The organism is Pseudomonas sp. M5, assembly GCF_016907075.1.
In the GTDB taxonomy this organism is placed as follows: Bacteria; Pseudomonadota; Gammaproteobacteria; order Pseudomonadales; family Pseudomonadaceae; genus Aquipseudomonas; species Aquipseudomonas putida_E.
In genome coordinates this window covers 1,190,449-1,207,059 of sequence record NZ_JAFBBH010000001.1, presented here as the reverse complement: position 1 = coordinate 1,207,059, position 16,611 = coordinate 1,190,449, and the positions used below count along the sequence as shown (strand labels likewise).

12 protein-coding genes are annotated in these 16,611 nt (G+C 63.0%); 6 read left to right on the top strand and 6 right to left on the bottom strand.

The window, feature by feature from the left end; all coding sequences use genetic code 11:
• Positions 1-163 precede the first annotated feature (163 nt).
• Complete coding sequence (locus tag JOE27_RS05570) at positions 164-2,668, top strand: UvrD-helicase domain-containing protein (RefSeq protein WP_204918161.1); 2,505 nt, start codon at positions 164-166, stop codon at positions 2,666-2,668.
• A 7-nt stretch (positions 2,669-2,675) separates the two neighbouring features.
• Here the strand turns inward: JOE27_RS05570 and JOE27_RS05565 are convergent, their stop codons facing one another.
• Positions 2,676-7,553 carry an NEL-type E3 ubiquitin ligase domain-containing protein gene (locus JOE27_RS05565; RefSeq protein ID WP_239539296.1) on the bottom strand — a complete coding sequence of 1,626 codons (4,878 nt, stop codon included), beginning with the start codon at positions 7,551-7,553 and terminating at the stop codon, positions 2,676-2,678.
• Between the two features lie 184 nt (positions 7,554-7,737).
• On the opposite strand from JOE27_RS05565, the gene JOE27_RS05560 reads away from it, so the two are divergent.
• Both JOE27_RS05560 and JOE27_RS05555 read left to right on the top strand, forming a co-directional pair.
• The gene (locus tag JOE27_RS05560; protein ID WP_115274586.1) at positions 7,738-8,664 is read left to right on the top strand and encodes an alpha/beta hydrolase; all 927 of its coding nucleotides are present in this window, start codon (positions 7,738-7,740) and stop codon (positions 8,662-8,664) included.
• Positions 8,665-8,729: 65 nt separating this feature from the next.
• Positions 8,730-9,155 (top strand): VOC family protein, encoded by a 426-nt coding sequence (locus tag JOE27_RS05555; protein ID WP_046785958.1) that lies wholly within the window; start codon positions 8,730-8,732, stop codon positions 9,153-9,155.
• Between the two features lie 125 nt (positions 9,156-9,280).
• Here the strand turns inward: JOE27_RS05555 and JOE27_RS05550 are convergent, their stop codons facing one another.
• A complete protein-coding gene (locus JOE27_RS05550; RefSeq protein ID WP_115274587.1) occupies positions 9,281-9,850 on the bottom strand; it encodes a hypothetical protein in 570 nt (189 codons plus the stop codon).
• A 76-nt stretch (positions 9,851-9,926) separates the two neighbouring features.
• Positions 9,927-10,313 carry a VOC family protein gene (locus JOE27_RS05545; RefSeq protein WP_046785960.1) on the bottom strand — a complete coding sequence of 129 codons (387 nt, stop codon included), beginning with the start codon at positions 10,311-10,313 and terminating at the stop codon, positions 9,927-9,929.
• Positions 10,314-10,500: 187 nt separating this feature from the next.
• Between JOE27_RS05545 and JOE27_RS05540 the strand changes: the two genes are divergently transcribed.
• Positions 10,501-11,406 (top strand): LysR family transcriptional regulator, encoded by a 906-nt coding sequence (locus tag JOE27_RS05540; protein ID WP_115275528.1) that lies wholly within the window; start codon positions 10,501-10,503, stop codon positions 11,404-11,406.
• A gap of 37 nt (positions 11,407-11,443) precedes the next feature.
• Here JOE27_RS05540 and JOE27_RS05535 read toward each other — a convergent pair whose 3' ends face one another.
• Positions 11,444-11,860 (bottom strand): RidA family protein, encoded by a 417-nt coding sequence (locus tag JOE27_RS05535; RefSeq protein ID WP_204918159.1) that lies wholly within the window; start codon positions 11,858-11,860, stop codon positions 11,444-11,446.
• Positions 11,860-13,179, bottom strand: a complete 1,320-nt coding sequence (locus tag JOE27_RS05530; RefSeq protein ID WP_115274588.1) for an NAD(P)/FAD-dependent oxidoreductase — start codon at positions 13,177-13,179, stop codon at positions 11,860-11,862. Before JOE27_RS05530 ends, JOE27_RS05535 begins: the two co-directional genes overlap by 1 nt.
• Positions 13,180-13,481: 302 nt before the next feature.
• On the opposite strand from JOE27_RS05530, the gene JOE27_RS05525 reads away from it, so the two are divergent.
• Together JOE27_RS05525 and argE are read left to right on the top strand one after the other, a co-directional pair.
• Positions 13,482-14,159 carry a DUF1028 domain-containing protein gene (locus JOE27_RS05525; RefSeq protein ID WP_204918157.1) on the top strand — a complete coding sequence of 226 codons (678 nt, stop codon included), beginning with the start codon at positions 13,482-13,484 and terminating at the stop codon, positions 14,157-14,159.
• On the top strand, positions 14,152-15,312 hold the full coding sequence (gene argE / locus JOE27_RS05520) for an acetylornithine deacetylase (RefSeq protein ID WP_204918155.1): 1,161 nt from the start codon (positions 14,152-14,154) through the stop codon (positions 15,310-15,312). Before JOE27_RS05525 ends, argE begins: the two co-directional genes overlap by 8 nt.
• Positions 15,313-15,340: 28 nt before the next feature.
• On the opposite strand, the gene JOE27_RS05515 is transcribed toward argE, so the two are convergent.
• Positions 15,341-16,609, bottom strand: a complete 1,269-nt coding sequence (locus tag JOE27_RS05515) for a carbohydrate porin (protein ID WP_119687167.1) — start codon at positions 16,607-16,609, stop codon at positions 15,341-15,343.
• Positions 16,610-16,611 lie beyond the last annotated feature (2 nt).

Sequence of the window (16,611 nt, the reverse complement as noted above, 5' to 3'; positions counted from 1 at the left end):
AATGGGCTCATGATGCTTCAAAGAAAGATCGAAAATAAGCGTAAATATCGGCTAATTATCATCGTTTAATTAGATTGTTCTGGGCAATGTGAATTGTGCGATTCATCGCCTAATCCACTGATCTGCAAGCATTCGCTGGCGATTTTTTGCCGATGCGGCGAACATGCACGCTGATTCGATTTTCAACGGAGTGACCGTGGCCCACGAGCAACCCCAGGCCCCTGCCGAACTGACCCCGCCCGCACAATTGCCCTGGCTTCGCCGCCTGGCTGCACGGCTTTTGGGCCGTGGGCTGAGCCGCTTGCAAGCGCAACACCGCGACTCCTGGTTCCTGGGCCATGCCACCGGCCAGCGCAGCGGCCACGCTGATGGCATGCGCGAAGGTTTAGAGCGTGGACGGGTGGAAGGCTACGAGGCGGGGCGCCAGGTACTGGTGATTCGCGATTCACGCCCTGATGCCGCCGCCGTACCCGGTCAGGATGACCGGTTGTTCGACGACTGGCGCCTACCACTGACCACTGAGCTCAAGAAGCGCTTCAAGGCCGATGTAGCCCAGCGCCTGCCCGCCGAGGCGCAGCCCAGTGCCGCCCAGTGGAAGCTGATATTCAGTGACACGCCGTCCACTTGCGTGGTGGCCGGGGCCGGGGCTGGCAAGTCCACTTCGCTGGTGCTGCGCATCCTGCTGTTGCGCCATTACCTTGGCTATGAGCTGGACGCGATGACGGTGGTCACCTTCACCCGTGAATCGCGCAAGGACTTCATCAAGCGCCTGGTGCAGGTGTTCTCGCTCTGGCAGCTCGACCTGCCACCGGCGCGTGCGCGGGAGCTGGTACGTACCTTTCACTCGCGCATTCTGCCGCTGGTCCGCAGCCTGCCGGGTTTCGGCCAGGTGCGAGCGTTCGAGACCCTGGGCAACGACATGCCAGAGGGGCGTGAGGCGGACGCCGAGAGCAACCCGTTTGACCTGCGCCTGAACGACGCACAGCGCCAGCAGCTCAATCTTTGCTATCGCGACCTGCACGCCGAAAACCCGCGCTTTGCCGAAATCATCGCGACCCTGCGACGTGAAGCCCTGCAGCTCAAGCCATTGGACCCGGACCACCCCGATGTGCAGAAGCGCGTGCAGGTGACGCAACTGGCTGCCCAGCGCGACGAAGAGCTGTGCGACGTGATCGAGGACCTGTGGTTCGCGGCGGGCGTGTGGCCGATCAAGGGCATTGAGCCGTGCCGTGAAACGGTCGACATCCGGGGCAGCCGCTTCCATGTGCATGGCCGTCTGGAAGGCCTGGATGCCTGGGTTGTGCTTGGTTTCGACCCGTCGGAAAGCGCACAGTACCAGCGCCCGGGGGCCAAGCTTGCGGTGCGCGCCGAATGGGCGGTCAAGCGCACGTTGCTGCAGGCGTTCTGCGACAGGCCGCTGATCTGGCTGGACAACTATGCCATGGCCCGGCGCCTGGCCGCCTCGCTGGCAGGCGACGCGGTCGCGGGCCCTGGGTTCGAGTACAAGGTCAAGGGCGAGCTGGCCCCGGCACCGTTGCTCGATGCTTTCGTCGGTGCCGCCAACTTCATCGAAAACCTGGGCCTTGAGGTCAACAGCGCCGTGGCGGCGATGAGTTTCCCGTCCGGCGACAGCGATGCCTTGTTCTTCGAGGCCCTGGCACTGTACTGGAAAGCCCTCGAGGCGCACCTGCTCAACCAGTCGCCGCCGGTGATGAGCTACAACCGCATGTTCGCCCTGTTCGGTGAGAACAACCCGGAGAACCTGCAATTGCTGCCAGACCCGATGCTCAGGCCGTTGGCGCATCTGATGATCGACGAATTCCAGGATGTATCGCCGCAGATCGTCAGCTGGCTGCGCGCCAGCCTCGCGGAGATCCGCCGCCGCGGACCGGCCATGCACACCGGCCGTAACGCCCAGTACTCTTCGCTGCTGTGTGTGGGTGACGATTGGCAGTCGATCTATGGCTGGCGTGGCAGTTCGCCCAAGTACTTCATGGAGTTCACCAAGACCTTCCCTTCGCCGGCCAATACCCGGGTGATGCTGGTCGACAATTACCGTTGTCAGCAACTGGTCATCGATGCTGCCGAGCATCTGGTCAAGGGCGCGCCATCGATCACTGGCAAGAAGGCCCGGGCCGCGGGCCCTGCTGCCGAGTTGCCGGTGTCGGCAGTCAAGGTGTGCGAACGTGACGAAGCGGTGCTTGGCCAGACGCTGATCGAGCATTACCAGCGAGGCGAATCGGTGATGATGCTGTACCGCAAGGGCGCCGATAAAGCCTTGATGAGCGAGCATCTGGCCGGCGTGCTGCAAGGCGAAGCGGCATTGCCGCCCGAACAAAGGCGTCTGCGCCAATTGACGTACCACAGCGCCAAGGGGCTGCAGGCCGATGCAGTGTTCATGCTCGGCGACTGCCAGTACCTGACCAGCTCGCCGTACAAGAACCAGGTGTATCGCCAGGCCGGCCTTGGCCGTGCCGGTGATGCCCAGCCGTTCGATACAGCGCAGAAGGAAGAGGTACAGCGCCTGGCCTACGTGGCGGTCACTCGCGCCGCCAGACACTGCTATTGGCATGTCGAGGCAGCCAGCGGCGAAGCGGCCGCTGCGCCACGGGCTTCGAGCCAGGTGGATGGCCGGCAGGCCTTCTTCGAAGACTTGCGCGGCCAATGATCGCGGCTTAGCCAGCGAGGGTTTCGGCCTGCCGGGTGAGGCTGAGCAGCAGGCCGTGCTCGACCTTTTGCTGCTCCTCGTTCAAGGCGCGCATGGCGTGGTCGAACTGGCCGTCATTGAGCGGCACACGCCGCAGCAGTCCGTTTTCGTCCAGCGGGTTCTGCGGCAGCACAGGCAACAGGGCTTCAAGTACCGAGCTGTCCAGGCGGGCTACCGGTTCATGGCTGCCGTCCAGGCAATGGAACAGGTAGTCATGGCCCACTCGCCAGAAATCGGTGAGCAGGTTGAATGCTTCGGCATTGTGACGCTTGAGGTAGTGCACCCAGCCGGCCTGCCCAAGTATCCACGCCTGCCGAGTATCGGTTCTGGCATCCTGGGCAAGCACTGCGCTGTGTACCTTCTCGATGATGGTGCTGTTGATCCTGGCCGTGTCCCGGTAGAGCATGCCGCAGCTGGGTTCAGGGAAGTCCAGCCGGGTTGCAAGGGACTGGCGCAAGGCGAGGCGGACTTCTATATCGTCGACCAGCCCGGTTTCCAGTTCGACGTCAGGAAACGCGGCCGGATCATCCAGTGAGTCGTACTGTGGCAGATCCGCATCGAACATACCCTCTTGCAGCGCCTGCTTGCGCAATGTCCTTCTCAGGCTGATGCGGTCGGCCAGTTCGTTGACGATGTCCCGGCGATAGAGCTTGCGGTATAGCGCGAGCAGGGTCTTGGCCTGCTCGCCGGTATGGCCTGCGGCTTCGTGCGCCAGCACTTCGATCTCCAGTGCGCTGAAGGCGTCGGCACCTGCGTCACCGCAGGTTGGCGGATACGCATGCGCCACGTCGGCAAGCCTTTCGCGCAGTGCCGTGTCCCGGCCGGCTTTCTCCAGCAGGGCCCAGACTCGGCGGCTCAGGCTGTCTGGCTCATGCCGCGCCTCGGCTGACTGTACCAGGCGTTCGAGAATCCCCAGCAATTCACCGTTTTCCCCCTGGTCGAACAGATCGGTCCAAAGCTGGTCCTGGTGGGTGGAGGCGGTACTGCGCCACAGTGTCTGCCATTCAGGCATATCGGGTGCGTGTTCAAAGACCTGGACGCCGCTGGCGCGCAGTTGCGCACGGGTTTGCGCTTCAAGCGTGTTGTAATTGAGGTGCCAGCGCCGCTCGGGTGCTCGCGCAGCGACGTCCCGGGCGAACGGGGTGCGCAGGATGTCCGCGAGATTGGGCAGGGTGCGAATGCGGTTGAATGACAAGTCCAGGTGACGCAGTTGGTATTGATGCTGGTTCATCAGCCGCGTCAACCCCTCGGGCCATTGCCGCAGGTCGCAGTTGTTCAGGTTCAGGGTGCGCAGGCGGCCCATGTAGCTGACGTCGGGAGCATGGCCCAGTGTGTTGAAATCCAGCAGCAGTTCCTGGGGATGGATCATGGCCTGGAAGGCCGAGGCCAGGGTTTGGTCGAGGGTAATGGCATTGCTGCCCAGGTTCAGTACATCCAGCCGTAGGCCAGCCAGCAAGGCGAGGCTGGCAGCGTCCAGCTGCAGCCGGTTTCTGCGCAGGTTGAGGTTGCGCAGGCCGGGCATGGCCGCCAGGGCCTCATGAGCCAGGGGCGAGAGGGCCGGCAAAGCATTGCCGTTCAGCTTGAGCGTTTGTAGTCCAGGTGCCGATTTCAGTGCCTGGAACAAGGCCTCGGCGTCCATGTCCGGGTTGCCGGCCACCTCGAGTGTGCGCAGGCCAGGAAAGCATGACAGAAAATCCCCTTCCAGGCGCTCGAGCCTGAGCCCTTCCAGTGTAAGGGTGCGAACATGTGGCAAGCGTGCCGTGAGCGTTGGCAGCGTGCGTAACTGCATGCGGTCCAGCGTCAGCGTCTCGCGGGCAGCGCCACCTTCGCGGCCCCAGGCGGCCAGCATCCGCTCGGCAAAGTGTGAGCGATCGAACCGCTCGTCCAGCTCATTCGCGCCGCCAACCCACCTGTGCAGGTCCTGGCGCAAGGTGCGTTGCTCGGCTTCCAGTCGGCTGATCTGAATACCCAGGTTGCCCGCCTGGGCCAGTTCGGATTGCAACGTGCCGAGTTCTCTGTGGTCGAGCTCTGGGTAGAGCGCGCGCAGGCGCTGCGTCGCGCGCCCGGTACCGCGGCCACTGAGCGGGTAGCCGATACGGCCGGCGGCAAGGCGCAAAGGTGAACGGTAGCCAGGTTTGATGGGCTGCTGGCCAATCAGCGCGGCGCAGTTTTCGCGGTCGGCGAGCGCAACCTCAAACAGTTGCGCGGCGCTTGCCTGCGGATGCTGGCCCAGCAGGCCTTCGGTCAATTGCTGGCTGTCGCTATTGGCCAAATGCGGGCGGTAAAGGCCCATGATGGCGCGGTCCAGCCGTGTGCGGGCTTGCAACTGGCGCGCTTCTTCGGCTATCCGTAACGGCACACGTCCAGTTGCCAGGCGTGCGCGTTCGGTATGGCTGGCCGCCTGGATGACCTCTTCCAAGGCACCAGGTGGTACACCGGGGAACTGCCTGCGCAATGGCTGTGTCGCGTCACTTGCAGGCTGGGCATGGTTGCGCAGCATACTGTGGTATATCGCCTCGCGCTGGCTCTGCAGCTGTTCACCCAGCCTGGTGTTCAGGGCCGATGCCCACAGGTCGGAAGGCAGGTCGCCGAGCATGGCTCGCACGTGTCGCTCGTCCAGCTGCGTTACGACTGCATGGCCCAGTTGACCATTCTCCAGATCCGAGCGGGTCATGCTGATTTCAATCTGGCCTGGTGTGTCGAGCGCCCCATACCGCACCGCATCGCCCCACGGTTCGGGGCCGATGAATACCTTGAGCACGTGATCCTGCGGCCAACCTGGCAGGCGCACCAGTTCCGGCAGCGCATAGTTCTTGTAGGCAGCCATTGAGAGGCCGTGCCGCACACGGTGGATCAGGTTCTGCACCTCGTTGTCCAGGCGTATGCGCAGCAGCATGTCCTCCAGCAGAGCCGGCGGGCGCAGCCCTTTGGCATGCATGCGGCGCAGCACACTGGCGTCTGTACCCGTACTGCGCATCGCCGTGATCAGCTCGCTGCTGTCGAGCCCCAGGCTTGAGTGGCCAAGCCGCTGCAGCAACTGCGTATCGTCCCATTGCAAAGGCTGCTCATGGGCCAGTTGCCAGCGCCCGTCACCCTGATGATGTAACAGGGGCGCGTAGGCTGCTGGGGCGCTGGGATGGCGGATGCGCCATTGCTGGTCAGGATCCTGGAACGTTTCATAGGGCGTGCCTTCCAGCATGAGGTAGCGTTTGCCCTCGAGCTCGTAGTGCCCAAGTGCATCGGGCTGGCCTTCTGTTGGCAGGGTGACCGGACTGGCATAGGGGCCCATGTCCGGATGCCACAGTTGCAGGCGGTCTTCATGCCATACCGCTTGCATGGCATCGACGAAACCTGACGCTTTGATGACCTTGGCTGCGCCGGCAAAACCGGCGATCGCGGCAGCATTGATTACCAACGATTCAACCTGGGCCAGTGCTTGTGCAGTGTCACTTTCTTCCCAGGCCTCAAAGCCGGTAAACACCGAATCCATCAGTTGATAAGCGAAAACGCCGGTCATTACCGCGTTCAGGCCGGGCACGAAGAAGGCGGCGATGTTCAGCACGTTCATGCCCATATCTAGCCAGTACCGCAGGTGCCTCTGATGAACCTCGGCGTCGACATCGGCTGTGGGGACAGCCAGGACCCTGGCGTCGGCCTTGAGGCGGGCAAGGTGGGCGAGGTAAAGGGTTGGCCAAAACTCGGTTCTTGTTTGCGATGGCAAGACGTGAAAGCTCGGCGACTTGCATGGCCGTTGCCTGCCTTGCTCATCGATCTCGAACAGTGCGTCCCGTAGCTTGCCCGCCAGCATGGGCTGGTCGCGTTTATAGGCAAGCCCGATAACGGTTTCGCGGAACGTGCTGTGCAGCAGCCGCTGTCGGAAATGCTTGGCAGCAGCCAGACGGGAGGGGTATTCGCGCACAGGGTGTTCTTCGTCGCCCGGGAGGTGGACGATGCAGGGGGTGATTGCATCCGGTATATCGGCGCCGATGAACAGCATCTCGTGCAACGGGATGTCGAACAGGCTCAAACGCCAGCTATGCAGGCGATGGCCGTCGTAGGCGGGCTGAGGTACGTCATTGCACAGGTCGTTGATCGCGGCGAGGCCTTTTGCGCTCAGCAGGCCCTTGAGCGAGGCGATGTACGCCTGAACGCGCAGTTCCTCTTGGCTGGCCCGCATCGACAGCTGACTGATTTGCGCCTTGTGCGGGCCTTCATAGATGGCCTGCAGGTGATCCTGATATTGCTGGCCAAGGTCCAGTGTGCGGCAATGCCGCACGAATTGCGCCAGGGACAAGCCGGCCAAGGGCGTGTCGTCGCCGGGCGCGCAGGTCAGCCCGCTGTAAGGCCCGACTTGTTCGATGCCTTCGAAGTTGTGCAGGGCGGCTTCAAGCAAGCTGCGCGACTGACGAGGGCCTACGGGGCGGGTCACAAAGGTCTCTTCCTGCAGGTGCGCACCCAGCGGTACTTCCAGGCTGCCGGTGCCCGGCCCGTAGTTGATGACCGTCTCGAAAGGCTGGAAGTTGTACTGGGCCTTGTCCACGGCCACTTTCAGACCCAGCCGGCTGCTCAGCAAAGGGCTGCAGAACGTGGTGATGTCCTTGAAACCCACAAGTGCGTTGCTCAGTTGGGTAACGCAGCTGTCACGTCGCCCGATGAGCATGCGCAACTGCTCACGATGCTCTGGCTGCGCGGTCGCATACCAGCTGTAAGGCGCGCCATCTTCATCCACGTAGGGCGCGCGTGCGCGTTGCACGATGCCTCTGGCATGCGTGGGATGCAGGGTGCGGGCCCATTCGGGCAGGGCTTGAGTGATCAGGTCTTGGTGCAGGGCAATCGCATTGTGCATGGGATGAGCCTCGTATGAGTGGAGGCGGTAGTCGACACCGCTGGCGAAGCGGGCGTGCGGTAGATAGTTGCCCGCAAGGGTCGGTCTCGTGCATGCATGGGTCGGTAAGAGGCCAGCAGGGCAGGCCACGCTGCGAGATGGTGGGGTAAAGGCATGGCGCCAGTGTTCAGCGAAGGAGAGTGCGATGCGTTCGCTATGCAGTCCCAAGGATCATCTGCTTGACCTCGACGGTATTGAAATAGCGGTACGCACGTGGGGAGCCGAAGACGGTATACCGGTGCTGGCGTTGCACGGCTGGCTGGACAATGCCGCCTCGTTCGAGCGGCTGGGCCCGTTGCTCGATGGTTGCTTCGTGGTCGCCCCTGACCTGGTCGGTCACGGTCGCTCCGATCACCGGCGCCACGACAGCGGCTACTACCTGTGGGAGCATGCCGAGGACATGCTGGCGGTGGTCGAAAGCCTTGGGCTGGTGCGGTTTCATGTGCTAGCCCATGGCATGGGCACCGGCATTGCCTCGCTGCTGGCTGCCATGACCAGCGGCATCGCCAGTATGACCTTCCTCGACGGCATGGGAGCGCCGTTCACGGTTGCCGAGGATGATCGCGTGCAGCACCTGGCCCGTGCCTATCGGCTCAAGCGTATGGTGCAACGCAGCCAGTTGCACGGCTTTGCCGACGTCGCCGGGAGCCGCTTCGACGATCTGGAAACTGCCCTGGAGCAGCGACGCAAGCGTCTCGATGGCGAACTTGCCGACGACGCCGCACGGTTGCTGGCCATGCGTGACCTGCTGCAGTTGGCGCACGGCTACTGCTGGCGCCATGACCCACGGCTGGTGTTGCCCGAGCCGATGCCACTGACCGAGCGCGAGGCGTGTGACCTTCTCAGGGAAATCCGCTGCCCGCTTTACCTCATGCTGGGCAGGCAGGGGGCGTTTGTTGGCGGTGCCTTCGCGCAGCGCGAGGCTGCACTGCCCAGCCATGCCCGGGTCTCCTGGCACCCAGGTGGGCATCACTTCCACTTGGAAGCGCCGGACCGAACAGTGGTCGAGCAGATACTGCGCACCCTGGCCCGCCATGATGCCGGCCTGCTGCAGCGCCTGGTGAACGAGTAGCGGGGGATGCGCTGCTGGGCTATGGTGGCCGGGACCTCTGTGCAATCGCCTCAAGGAGCGCCGGCATGAGACCCTTCGCCATCAAGCACATCGACCACCTGGTGCTGCGCGTCAGCGACCTGCAGCGCAGCGTGGCCTTCTACCGTGACCTGCTGGGCTGCACGGTCAGCAGGGAGCGCGAGGACCTGGGGATGGTCCATTTGGCAACCGGTACGGCCATGATCGACCTGGTTACCCTCGATGGCCCGCTTGGGCGCCCCGGTGGTGCTGCACCCGGGGCTCAAGGGCGTAACCTTCACCACTTCTGTCTGCGTATAGAACCGTTCGATGAACAAGCGCTGACCGCCTACCTGCAAGCGGCCGGCGTGGCGGTGGAGCCTGCCCAGGTGCGCTATGGCGCCGAGGGCGAGGGGCTGTCGCTATACTGCTATGACCCCGATGGCAACCAGGTCGAGCTCAAAGGGCCAGTGCCAATGCAGCAGGGCGCATGACCGGGCTGTGAGGAAATGATATCCGCCGATGCTGACAACCTGGCTGTCCCGTACCAGCCGATTCTGCCTGGAATATTTTGCTGTCACTTTCGCCCTGCTTACCTGCGCTGCAAGCTTGAGAGCAATCAGTCGAAGTAACCACGCAGGGTAAAGGCATACCCGATATCCACGTCCTTGGCCTCACAGCGGCTTGAGCGCTTGGTCAACACGAATTCGAACGCTGGCTCGTACAGCCCCTCACGCACGACCGCGCCGCCCAGTACTTCGACGTCATACCAGCCGTTATCCAGCTCGATGATCGGCCGCCCCGGCACTTGGTAGCGGGCGAGCAGGTCACCGAGGGTCTTGTTGGTGAAATGCTGGAGGATGCGCCAGGTGTACACCATCACCGCACGGTTCTCGACCCGTAGCACATAACCGTCGCGTCGGTGTTTCAGGCGGCTGCCGGGCTCGAGCAAGGCGGGAGTGTCACCTTCGAGGGTGAAAATGATGTGGTAGGGCAGGTTGTCGATGCCGGCCAAGGGTATGACGATGCCTTCGCGCACGGCCCTGTCGCCGCTGTCGGTGTGGGTGAATTCGCTGGCCAGGTCATCGGGCAAGTCATTGTCGTGCTTGAAGCGGTCGAGCAACTGAATGTCCCCGACCAGAAAGTAATCGATCAGGTCGTTGAGCACTTCGCTGAATTCGTGGCGCATTGTTTTTCCTTGTTTTAGCGCACCGGGAATAGCGGCAACTTTAGCCAATGGCAGCCTGGCCTGCCATGGGCCAGGGTCAATGTTTCTGAGCGATCTGGATCAGGTTGCCGCAGGTATCGTCGAACACCGCGACGGTGACCGGGCCCAGGTCGGTGGGTTGTTTGGTGAACCTGACCCCGGCCTTGCACAAGCGCGTGTACTCGGCCTGAATGTCGCGCACGCCGAACGACGTCGCCGGGATACCGTCCTGGCGAAGCGCTGCCTTGTAGGTCTTGGCCGCTGGGTGGGCATCGGGCTCCAGTACCAGCTGAACGCCGTTGGGCTCGTTGGGAGAAGTGAGGGTCAGCCAGCGGTACTGGCCCATGGGGATGTCGTCCTTGGGCTCGAAACCCAGTACGTAGTGGTAGAAAGCCAAGGCCTTGGCCTGGTCGTCGACGAGGATGCTGGTGACAACGATTTTCATAGGCTCACACCGTTCCTGCGGCTGTTTACCTTCCAGTAAAGACGTTTTGCAGCCGGGCGTGGCAAAGCAAGAATATGTTCAAGCCATAGGCAAATCCTTCATCACCGCGCCGCCCGCCACTGCAACGGCACGGTAAAGTGGCAGGATAATTCAAAAGGGCGCCCCAACCGGCGCCAGAGAGGTGCCTGTGGCTTCCTATACCTTGCGACAACTCAAATACTTCGTCACCACCGTCGAGGCCGGCAGCGTCGCTGAGGCATCGCGCCAGTTGTACATCGCGCAGCCGTCCATTTCCACAGCGATCAAGAGCCTGGAAGAGAGCTTTGGCGTGCAGTTGTTCATCCGCCACCATGCCCAAGGTGTTTCGCTCACCCCCAGCGGCAAACGCTTCTACGCCAAGACCAAATCGTTGCTGCAGATGGCCCACGAGTTCGAGCAGAACGCGCTGGCCGACAACGATACCGTGGCCGGCCAGATCGATATTGGCTGCTTCGAAACCGTGGCCCCGTTGTACCTGCCACGCCTGATTGCCGGTTTTCGCGAACGCTACCCGGGCGTAGACATCCGCTTGCGCGACGGCGAGCAGCAGGAGCTGATCCAGGGCCTGACGGCGGGTACGTTCGACCTGGCGTTTCTCTACGATCATGACCTGGATGGCACCATCGAGGCTGAGCCGCTGATGCCTCCTCAAAAGCCCTACGTATTGCTTCCTGAAAAGCACCGCTTTGCCGGCCAGTCGCAGGTGTCACTGCGTGACTTGTGCCCGGAGCCGATGATCCTTCTGGATGTGGCGCCGAGCCGTACCTACTTTGTCAGCCTGTTCAACGAGATGGATCTTACGCCGAACATTGTCTTCAGTTCGCCGTCGATCGAGATGGTGCGCGGGATGGTGGGGCAGGGGTTCGGCTTTTCACTGCTGGTGACCCGGCCGCATTCAGAATGCACGTATGACGGGCAGAAGCTGGTGACGGTGGACATTGCCGAGCCGGTGGCGTTGTCGGGGTTGGCTGCGGCGCGTTTGAAGCGGGTGCAGTTGACCAAGCCGGCGCAGCTTTTCGTGGAGTTTTGCCGGGAAGAACTGGGCAGGATGTAGATGACCGGGGCGCAGCGCGCCCCAGCACCTCACTCAATCAAGCCTGATCCGGCACCACCGCAATCACATCGATTTCCATCAGCCATTCAGGCTGGGCCAGGCCCGCCACTACCAGCCCGGTGGAAATCGGGAACACGCCCTTGAGCCATTTGCCCACTTCTTTGTACACCGGCTCACGGAAGCGAGGGTCGGTGATGTAGGTGGTGGTCTTGACGATATGCGACAAGTCGGAGCCTGCTTCCTCAAGCAGTTGCTTGACGTTCTTCATCGCTTGCTCAGCCTGCGCCCGAGGGTCGCCCAGGCCCACCAGGCGGCCCTCGAAATCGGTGCCGACCTGGCCGCGCACATAGATGGTGTTGCCGGCGCGCACGGCTTGGCACAAGTCGTTGTCCAGGGTCTGGTTAGGGTAGGTGACCTTGGTGTTGAACATGCGGATGCGGGTATGGGTAGGCATCAGTGGGCTCCGAGGGTGCTGACGTTGCTGATCGAGGTAGTTTGCTGCTCATCCGCTTCACGCTGTTCGCGGTCGCGGTAGGCCAGGTAAGTGCGCTGGGTGGCGATGTGGCCGGCGACGTGCTTGGCGTCGTGCCAAACGCCCCAGATGAACGAGGAACCGCGGCGCGACAGCCAGGGCAGTCCGAGGAAGTACACACCCGGTTCGCGGGACACGCCGCGCTGGTGCTGGGGCTTGCCATTGGCATCGAAGGTGTCGACCTGCAGCCAACTGAAGTCCACGCCGTAGCCGGTGGCCCAGATGATGCTGGTGACATTGGCTTCGGTCAGGTCCAATTCCAGTAGCGGGTTGCTGACGCAAGCCGGGTCCGGCAGGCGCTTGCGTGCTTCGGGCTCTTGCGGCAGGTCCAGGCCGTTGCGTTCGACATAGGCATCGGCAGCGTCCAGCAAGGCCAGGTAGTTTTCGTCGCCGCGGCGGATGTTGTCGGCCAGGTTGTCCTGGAAGCGTGCAACACCGTTGTCGAACGATTGGGTCAGGCCGACCAGGGTCATGCCCTGATGGGCGAGGGCGCGGAAGTCTACGGTGTGGCCGCCACGGGCACCGCTGACGGCAATGGTCACGTGCTCGCGGCCTGGCTTGGCGATCTCGGCATCCCATTCGCCCAGCACGCCCAGCCACCAGCAGAAGTCGCGGTTGCGATAAGCCCGTGGCGGACGATCGTGGGCGCCGACCGACAGGTACACCTGGCGCCCGGCGCGCATCAGCTCTTCGGCGATCTGCACGCCGGAGGAGCCGGCACCTACCACCAGCACTGCGCCCTCAGGCAGTTGCCCGGGGTTGAAATAGGCGGCGGAGTGGATCTGGTGCAGGTGCTCGTCCTTGGGCGCGATGGCCGGGATGACCGGGCGCTGGAACGGGCCGGTGGCGGCCACCACACGGTTGGCGCGGATCACCCCCTCGTTGGTTTCGATGGTGAACCCGGGGCGGTCGGCATTGCGCACCACCTTCTTCACCTCGATGCCGGTGCGCACCGGCAGGTTGTACTTGCGTACGTATTGCTCGAAATAGTCGGCAACCTGGTCCTTGCCGGCGAAGGCGTCGGCGTCGAGGTTGAATTCAAGGCCGGGGAAGCGGTCATGCCAGGCCGGGCCATTGGCGACCAGCGAATCCCAGCGGCCAGTGCGCCAGGCCTCGGCGATACGCTTGCGCTCCAGCACCAGGTGCGGCACGCCGAGCTTGCTCAAGTGTTCGCTCATGGCCACGCCGGCCTGGCCGGCGCCGACGACGAGGGTGTCGATTTCAATAGTGTTCAGTGTCATGTCCGAGCCCTTGTTCAGGCGGTTTTTGTCAGGTCGGTTTGGAGGACCGCCGTTACCTGGGGCCAGACTAGGGATGCACGGAAAATCGCGAAATTAGTATTTAACGAGTACTTGCCGATAAAACGGCGAAGGCCTTGCTGCACAAGGGCTACAGGAAGAGTGGCAGGGGGTTGGGGCTGTTTTGCGTGGCTGTGCGCGGCCTTAGTTTTTTCCTGCTCAAGGCACAGGAAAAAGGTGGTTTCGCTCACTAAAAGGTTCTGCCCAGAATGCCTGCAATCGCCCAGAACAACAGGAGCCTTTTCATGACCTTCTCCATCATCGGACGCTGCCAGGAAACTGGCCAGGTCGGTATCGCCATCAGTTCGTCGAGCATCGCCGTAGGGGCGCGTTGCCCTTGGGTCCGTGCAGGCGTCGGCGCCGTTGCCACCCAGAACATCACCTTGCCGGCGCTTGGCCCACAGATCCTCGATGCCTTGGAGCAGGGCCAGCTGCCGCCTGCGGCAGCGCTGGACAGGGTGCTCAGCGCCAATGGCTGGGGCGAGTACCGCCAGGTCACGGTGATCGACAGTAACGGCCAGGTGGCGCTGTTCACCGGCAAGCAGGCGTTGGGTGTGCACAACGCCGTGGCCGGTGAGCAATGCGCGGCGGCCGGTAACCTGTTGTCTTCGGTACAGGTCATCGAAGCCATGGTGCAGGCCTTCGAACAGGCCGGCGGGCACCTGGCTGATCGTCTGCTGGCGGCCATGCATGCGGCAATGGCTGCAGGTGGCGAGGCAGGCCCGGTGCACTCGGCGGCGCTGAAGATCGCGGGCGAGCTGACCTGGCCGCTGGTGGACCTGCGCGTGGACTGGGCCGATGAAAACCCGATCGGCGTGCTCGATGGTCTGTGGCAGGCGTACCGCCCGCAGATGCAGGACTACGTTACCCGCGCGCTGAACCCGACGACTGCACCGAGCTATGGGGTGCCGGGTGATGAGTGAGTTCACCAGCCGCGCCCTGTTGGCCCGGCTGATCGGCTATGCCACGGTCAGTCGCGACTCCAACCTGCAGCTGATCGACTTCATCCGCGACTATCTGGCCGAACAGGGTGTGGACAGCGAACTGTTCCATAACCCTGAAGGCACCAAGGCCAACCTGTTCGCCACCATCGGCCCCGCTGATGTTAGTGGCGTGGTGCTGTCCGGGCATACCGATGTGGTGCCGGTGGATGGCCAGGCCTGGACGGTCGAGCCGTTTGCCCTGAGTGAACGCGATGGGCGCCTGTATGGCCGTGGCACGGCGGACATGAAAGGTTTCATTGCCTCGGTCTTGGCAGCAGTACCCGCATTTCTTGCGCAGCCGCTGCGCATGCCGGTGCATTTCGCGTTTTCCTATGACGAGGAAGTGGGTTGCCTGGGTGTGCGCTCGATGCTCGCCGCGCTCGAACAGCGGCCTGGCAAGCCGCGGCTTTGCCTGATTGGCGAGCCTACTGAACTAAAACCGGTACTCGGCCACAAAGGCAAGCTGGCCATGCGTTGCCAGGTGCATGGCGCGGCGTGCCATTCGGCCTATGCGCCGTATGGTGTGAATGCCATCGAATATGCCGCCAGGCTGATCGGCAAACTGGGCGAGATTGGTGACGCGCTGGCGCTGCCCGAACAGCACGACAAGCGCTTTGACCCGCCGTTCTCGACGGTACAGACAGGCACCATCAAGGGGGGTAGGGCGCTGAACATCGTGCCTGAAGAGTGTGCGTTCGACTTTGAGGTGCGTGCATTGCCAGGCTTTGAAGCGCAGACGGTGGCCGATCAGTTGCAGGCCTATGCCGAGGCCGAATTGTTGCCGCGCATGCGCAGCGTGAACGCGGCCAGTGCCATTCATCTGGCACCTTTGAGTGCATATCCTGGGTTGGCCACACCTGCCGACAGCGAGGCGGCGCGGTTGGTGGCATTGCTCAGCGGGTCGGATGAATTCGGTACGGTGGCGTTCGGCACCGAAGGCGGGTTGTTCGATCAGGCAGGCATCCCCACCGTGGTGTGTGGCCCGGGTAGCATGGAGCAGGGGCACAAGCCGGATGAGTTTGTCAGTGTCGAGCAGTTGCAGGGGTGTGATGCGATGCTGTCGAGGCTGGTGGATTACCTCAGGCAGGATTGAAAAGGGGCCGCACAGCGGCCCCGGGGGATCAGAAGGTCGCTTTGACCTGTAGCCCCACCACCAGCGCATTGTCGATGTCCTGGCCGGAGAAGGCACCAGGCTCGATGATGTACTGCACATCCGGGCGCAGGTTCAGCCACGGCGTCGCCTGGTAGCCGTAGCTCAGTTCGATCAATTGCTCGGCGCTGTCGATGTCCGGGAACTGCTGCCCGGCATCGAGCGCGGCATCTTCCAGCACGTCACGGCTGCGCGGGTTCGGCACGGCGCGGCCATAACCCAGCGCCACGGTGTCACGCGGGCGGCCTTCGAACGGCTTGTACAGCACCACGCCGGCGCCATACCACTTGGTGAACGGCGAGGCTGCCTTGCTCGACGCTGAGTACTGGCCGAAAGCATGCAGGCTGCGGCCCGGCAAACCGGCATCGTTCCACACCGCTTGGTCGATCAGCAGGTAATGGCCGCCACGGCCGGACACTTCGTCGTCACTGCCAATGCGTTTGACGTCGGAGCTGTCGTAGTAGTAGCCCAGCTTGTATTCACCCGGCAATTCACCCTGCAGCTTGTAGATCAGCTCGACCGGCACCACGGTGCCTGTGGTGTGCTTGGGCCCCAGGTGCCAGGCGCGGCTGGAGTTGCCGTTGCTTTCGGGGTCGACGTTGAACGCCGCCACGCGCAGTTGCCAAGATGGCGACAGGTCGTACTTCACGCGCACCCCCAGGTGGGCGTTGGGGTAGTTGGCCCAACCGCTGCCACCCGACATGTTCAGCGGGTGACCGCAGAAGCCGGCGTTCATGAAGTTGCACAGGATGCCGCTGTCCAGGCCGCCGAGGTCGTTGCCCATGGCCATGTAGCCGAGCTTGACGTTGAGCGCCGGGGTGAACAGGGTGCGCTCGTAGCTCAGTTCGGTCAGGCGGGTGTACAGGCCGCCGTAGTTTTCCTGGATCGGCAGGCGGTTGCCCACCAGGTCTTCCGAGGCGCTGTTGCCGCGACGGTCGTTGATGGTCAGTTGGACCTTGCCGCCGTTATCCAGGCCATACAGTTTCGACAGGTCGAACTGCACGCCGAACTTGAGGTTCTGCGAATAGCGCGCCGAGCGGTGCAGGCCACCGTGGGCGTTGTACGCGGTCTCACCGCTGTAGTCGCCGGTGACCTTGATGCCGTCTTCTTCAAGCTGGTGGCGCAGGCCGCCCCAGTCACCGGTCATGGTGCTGCGGGTCATGAGGTCGCCGTCGGCCAGGGCGGTGGTGCTGGCCAGGGCCAGCAGAAGGGGGGAGGTGATGCGAATAGCGGATGGCATTG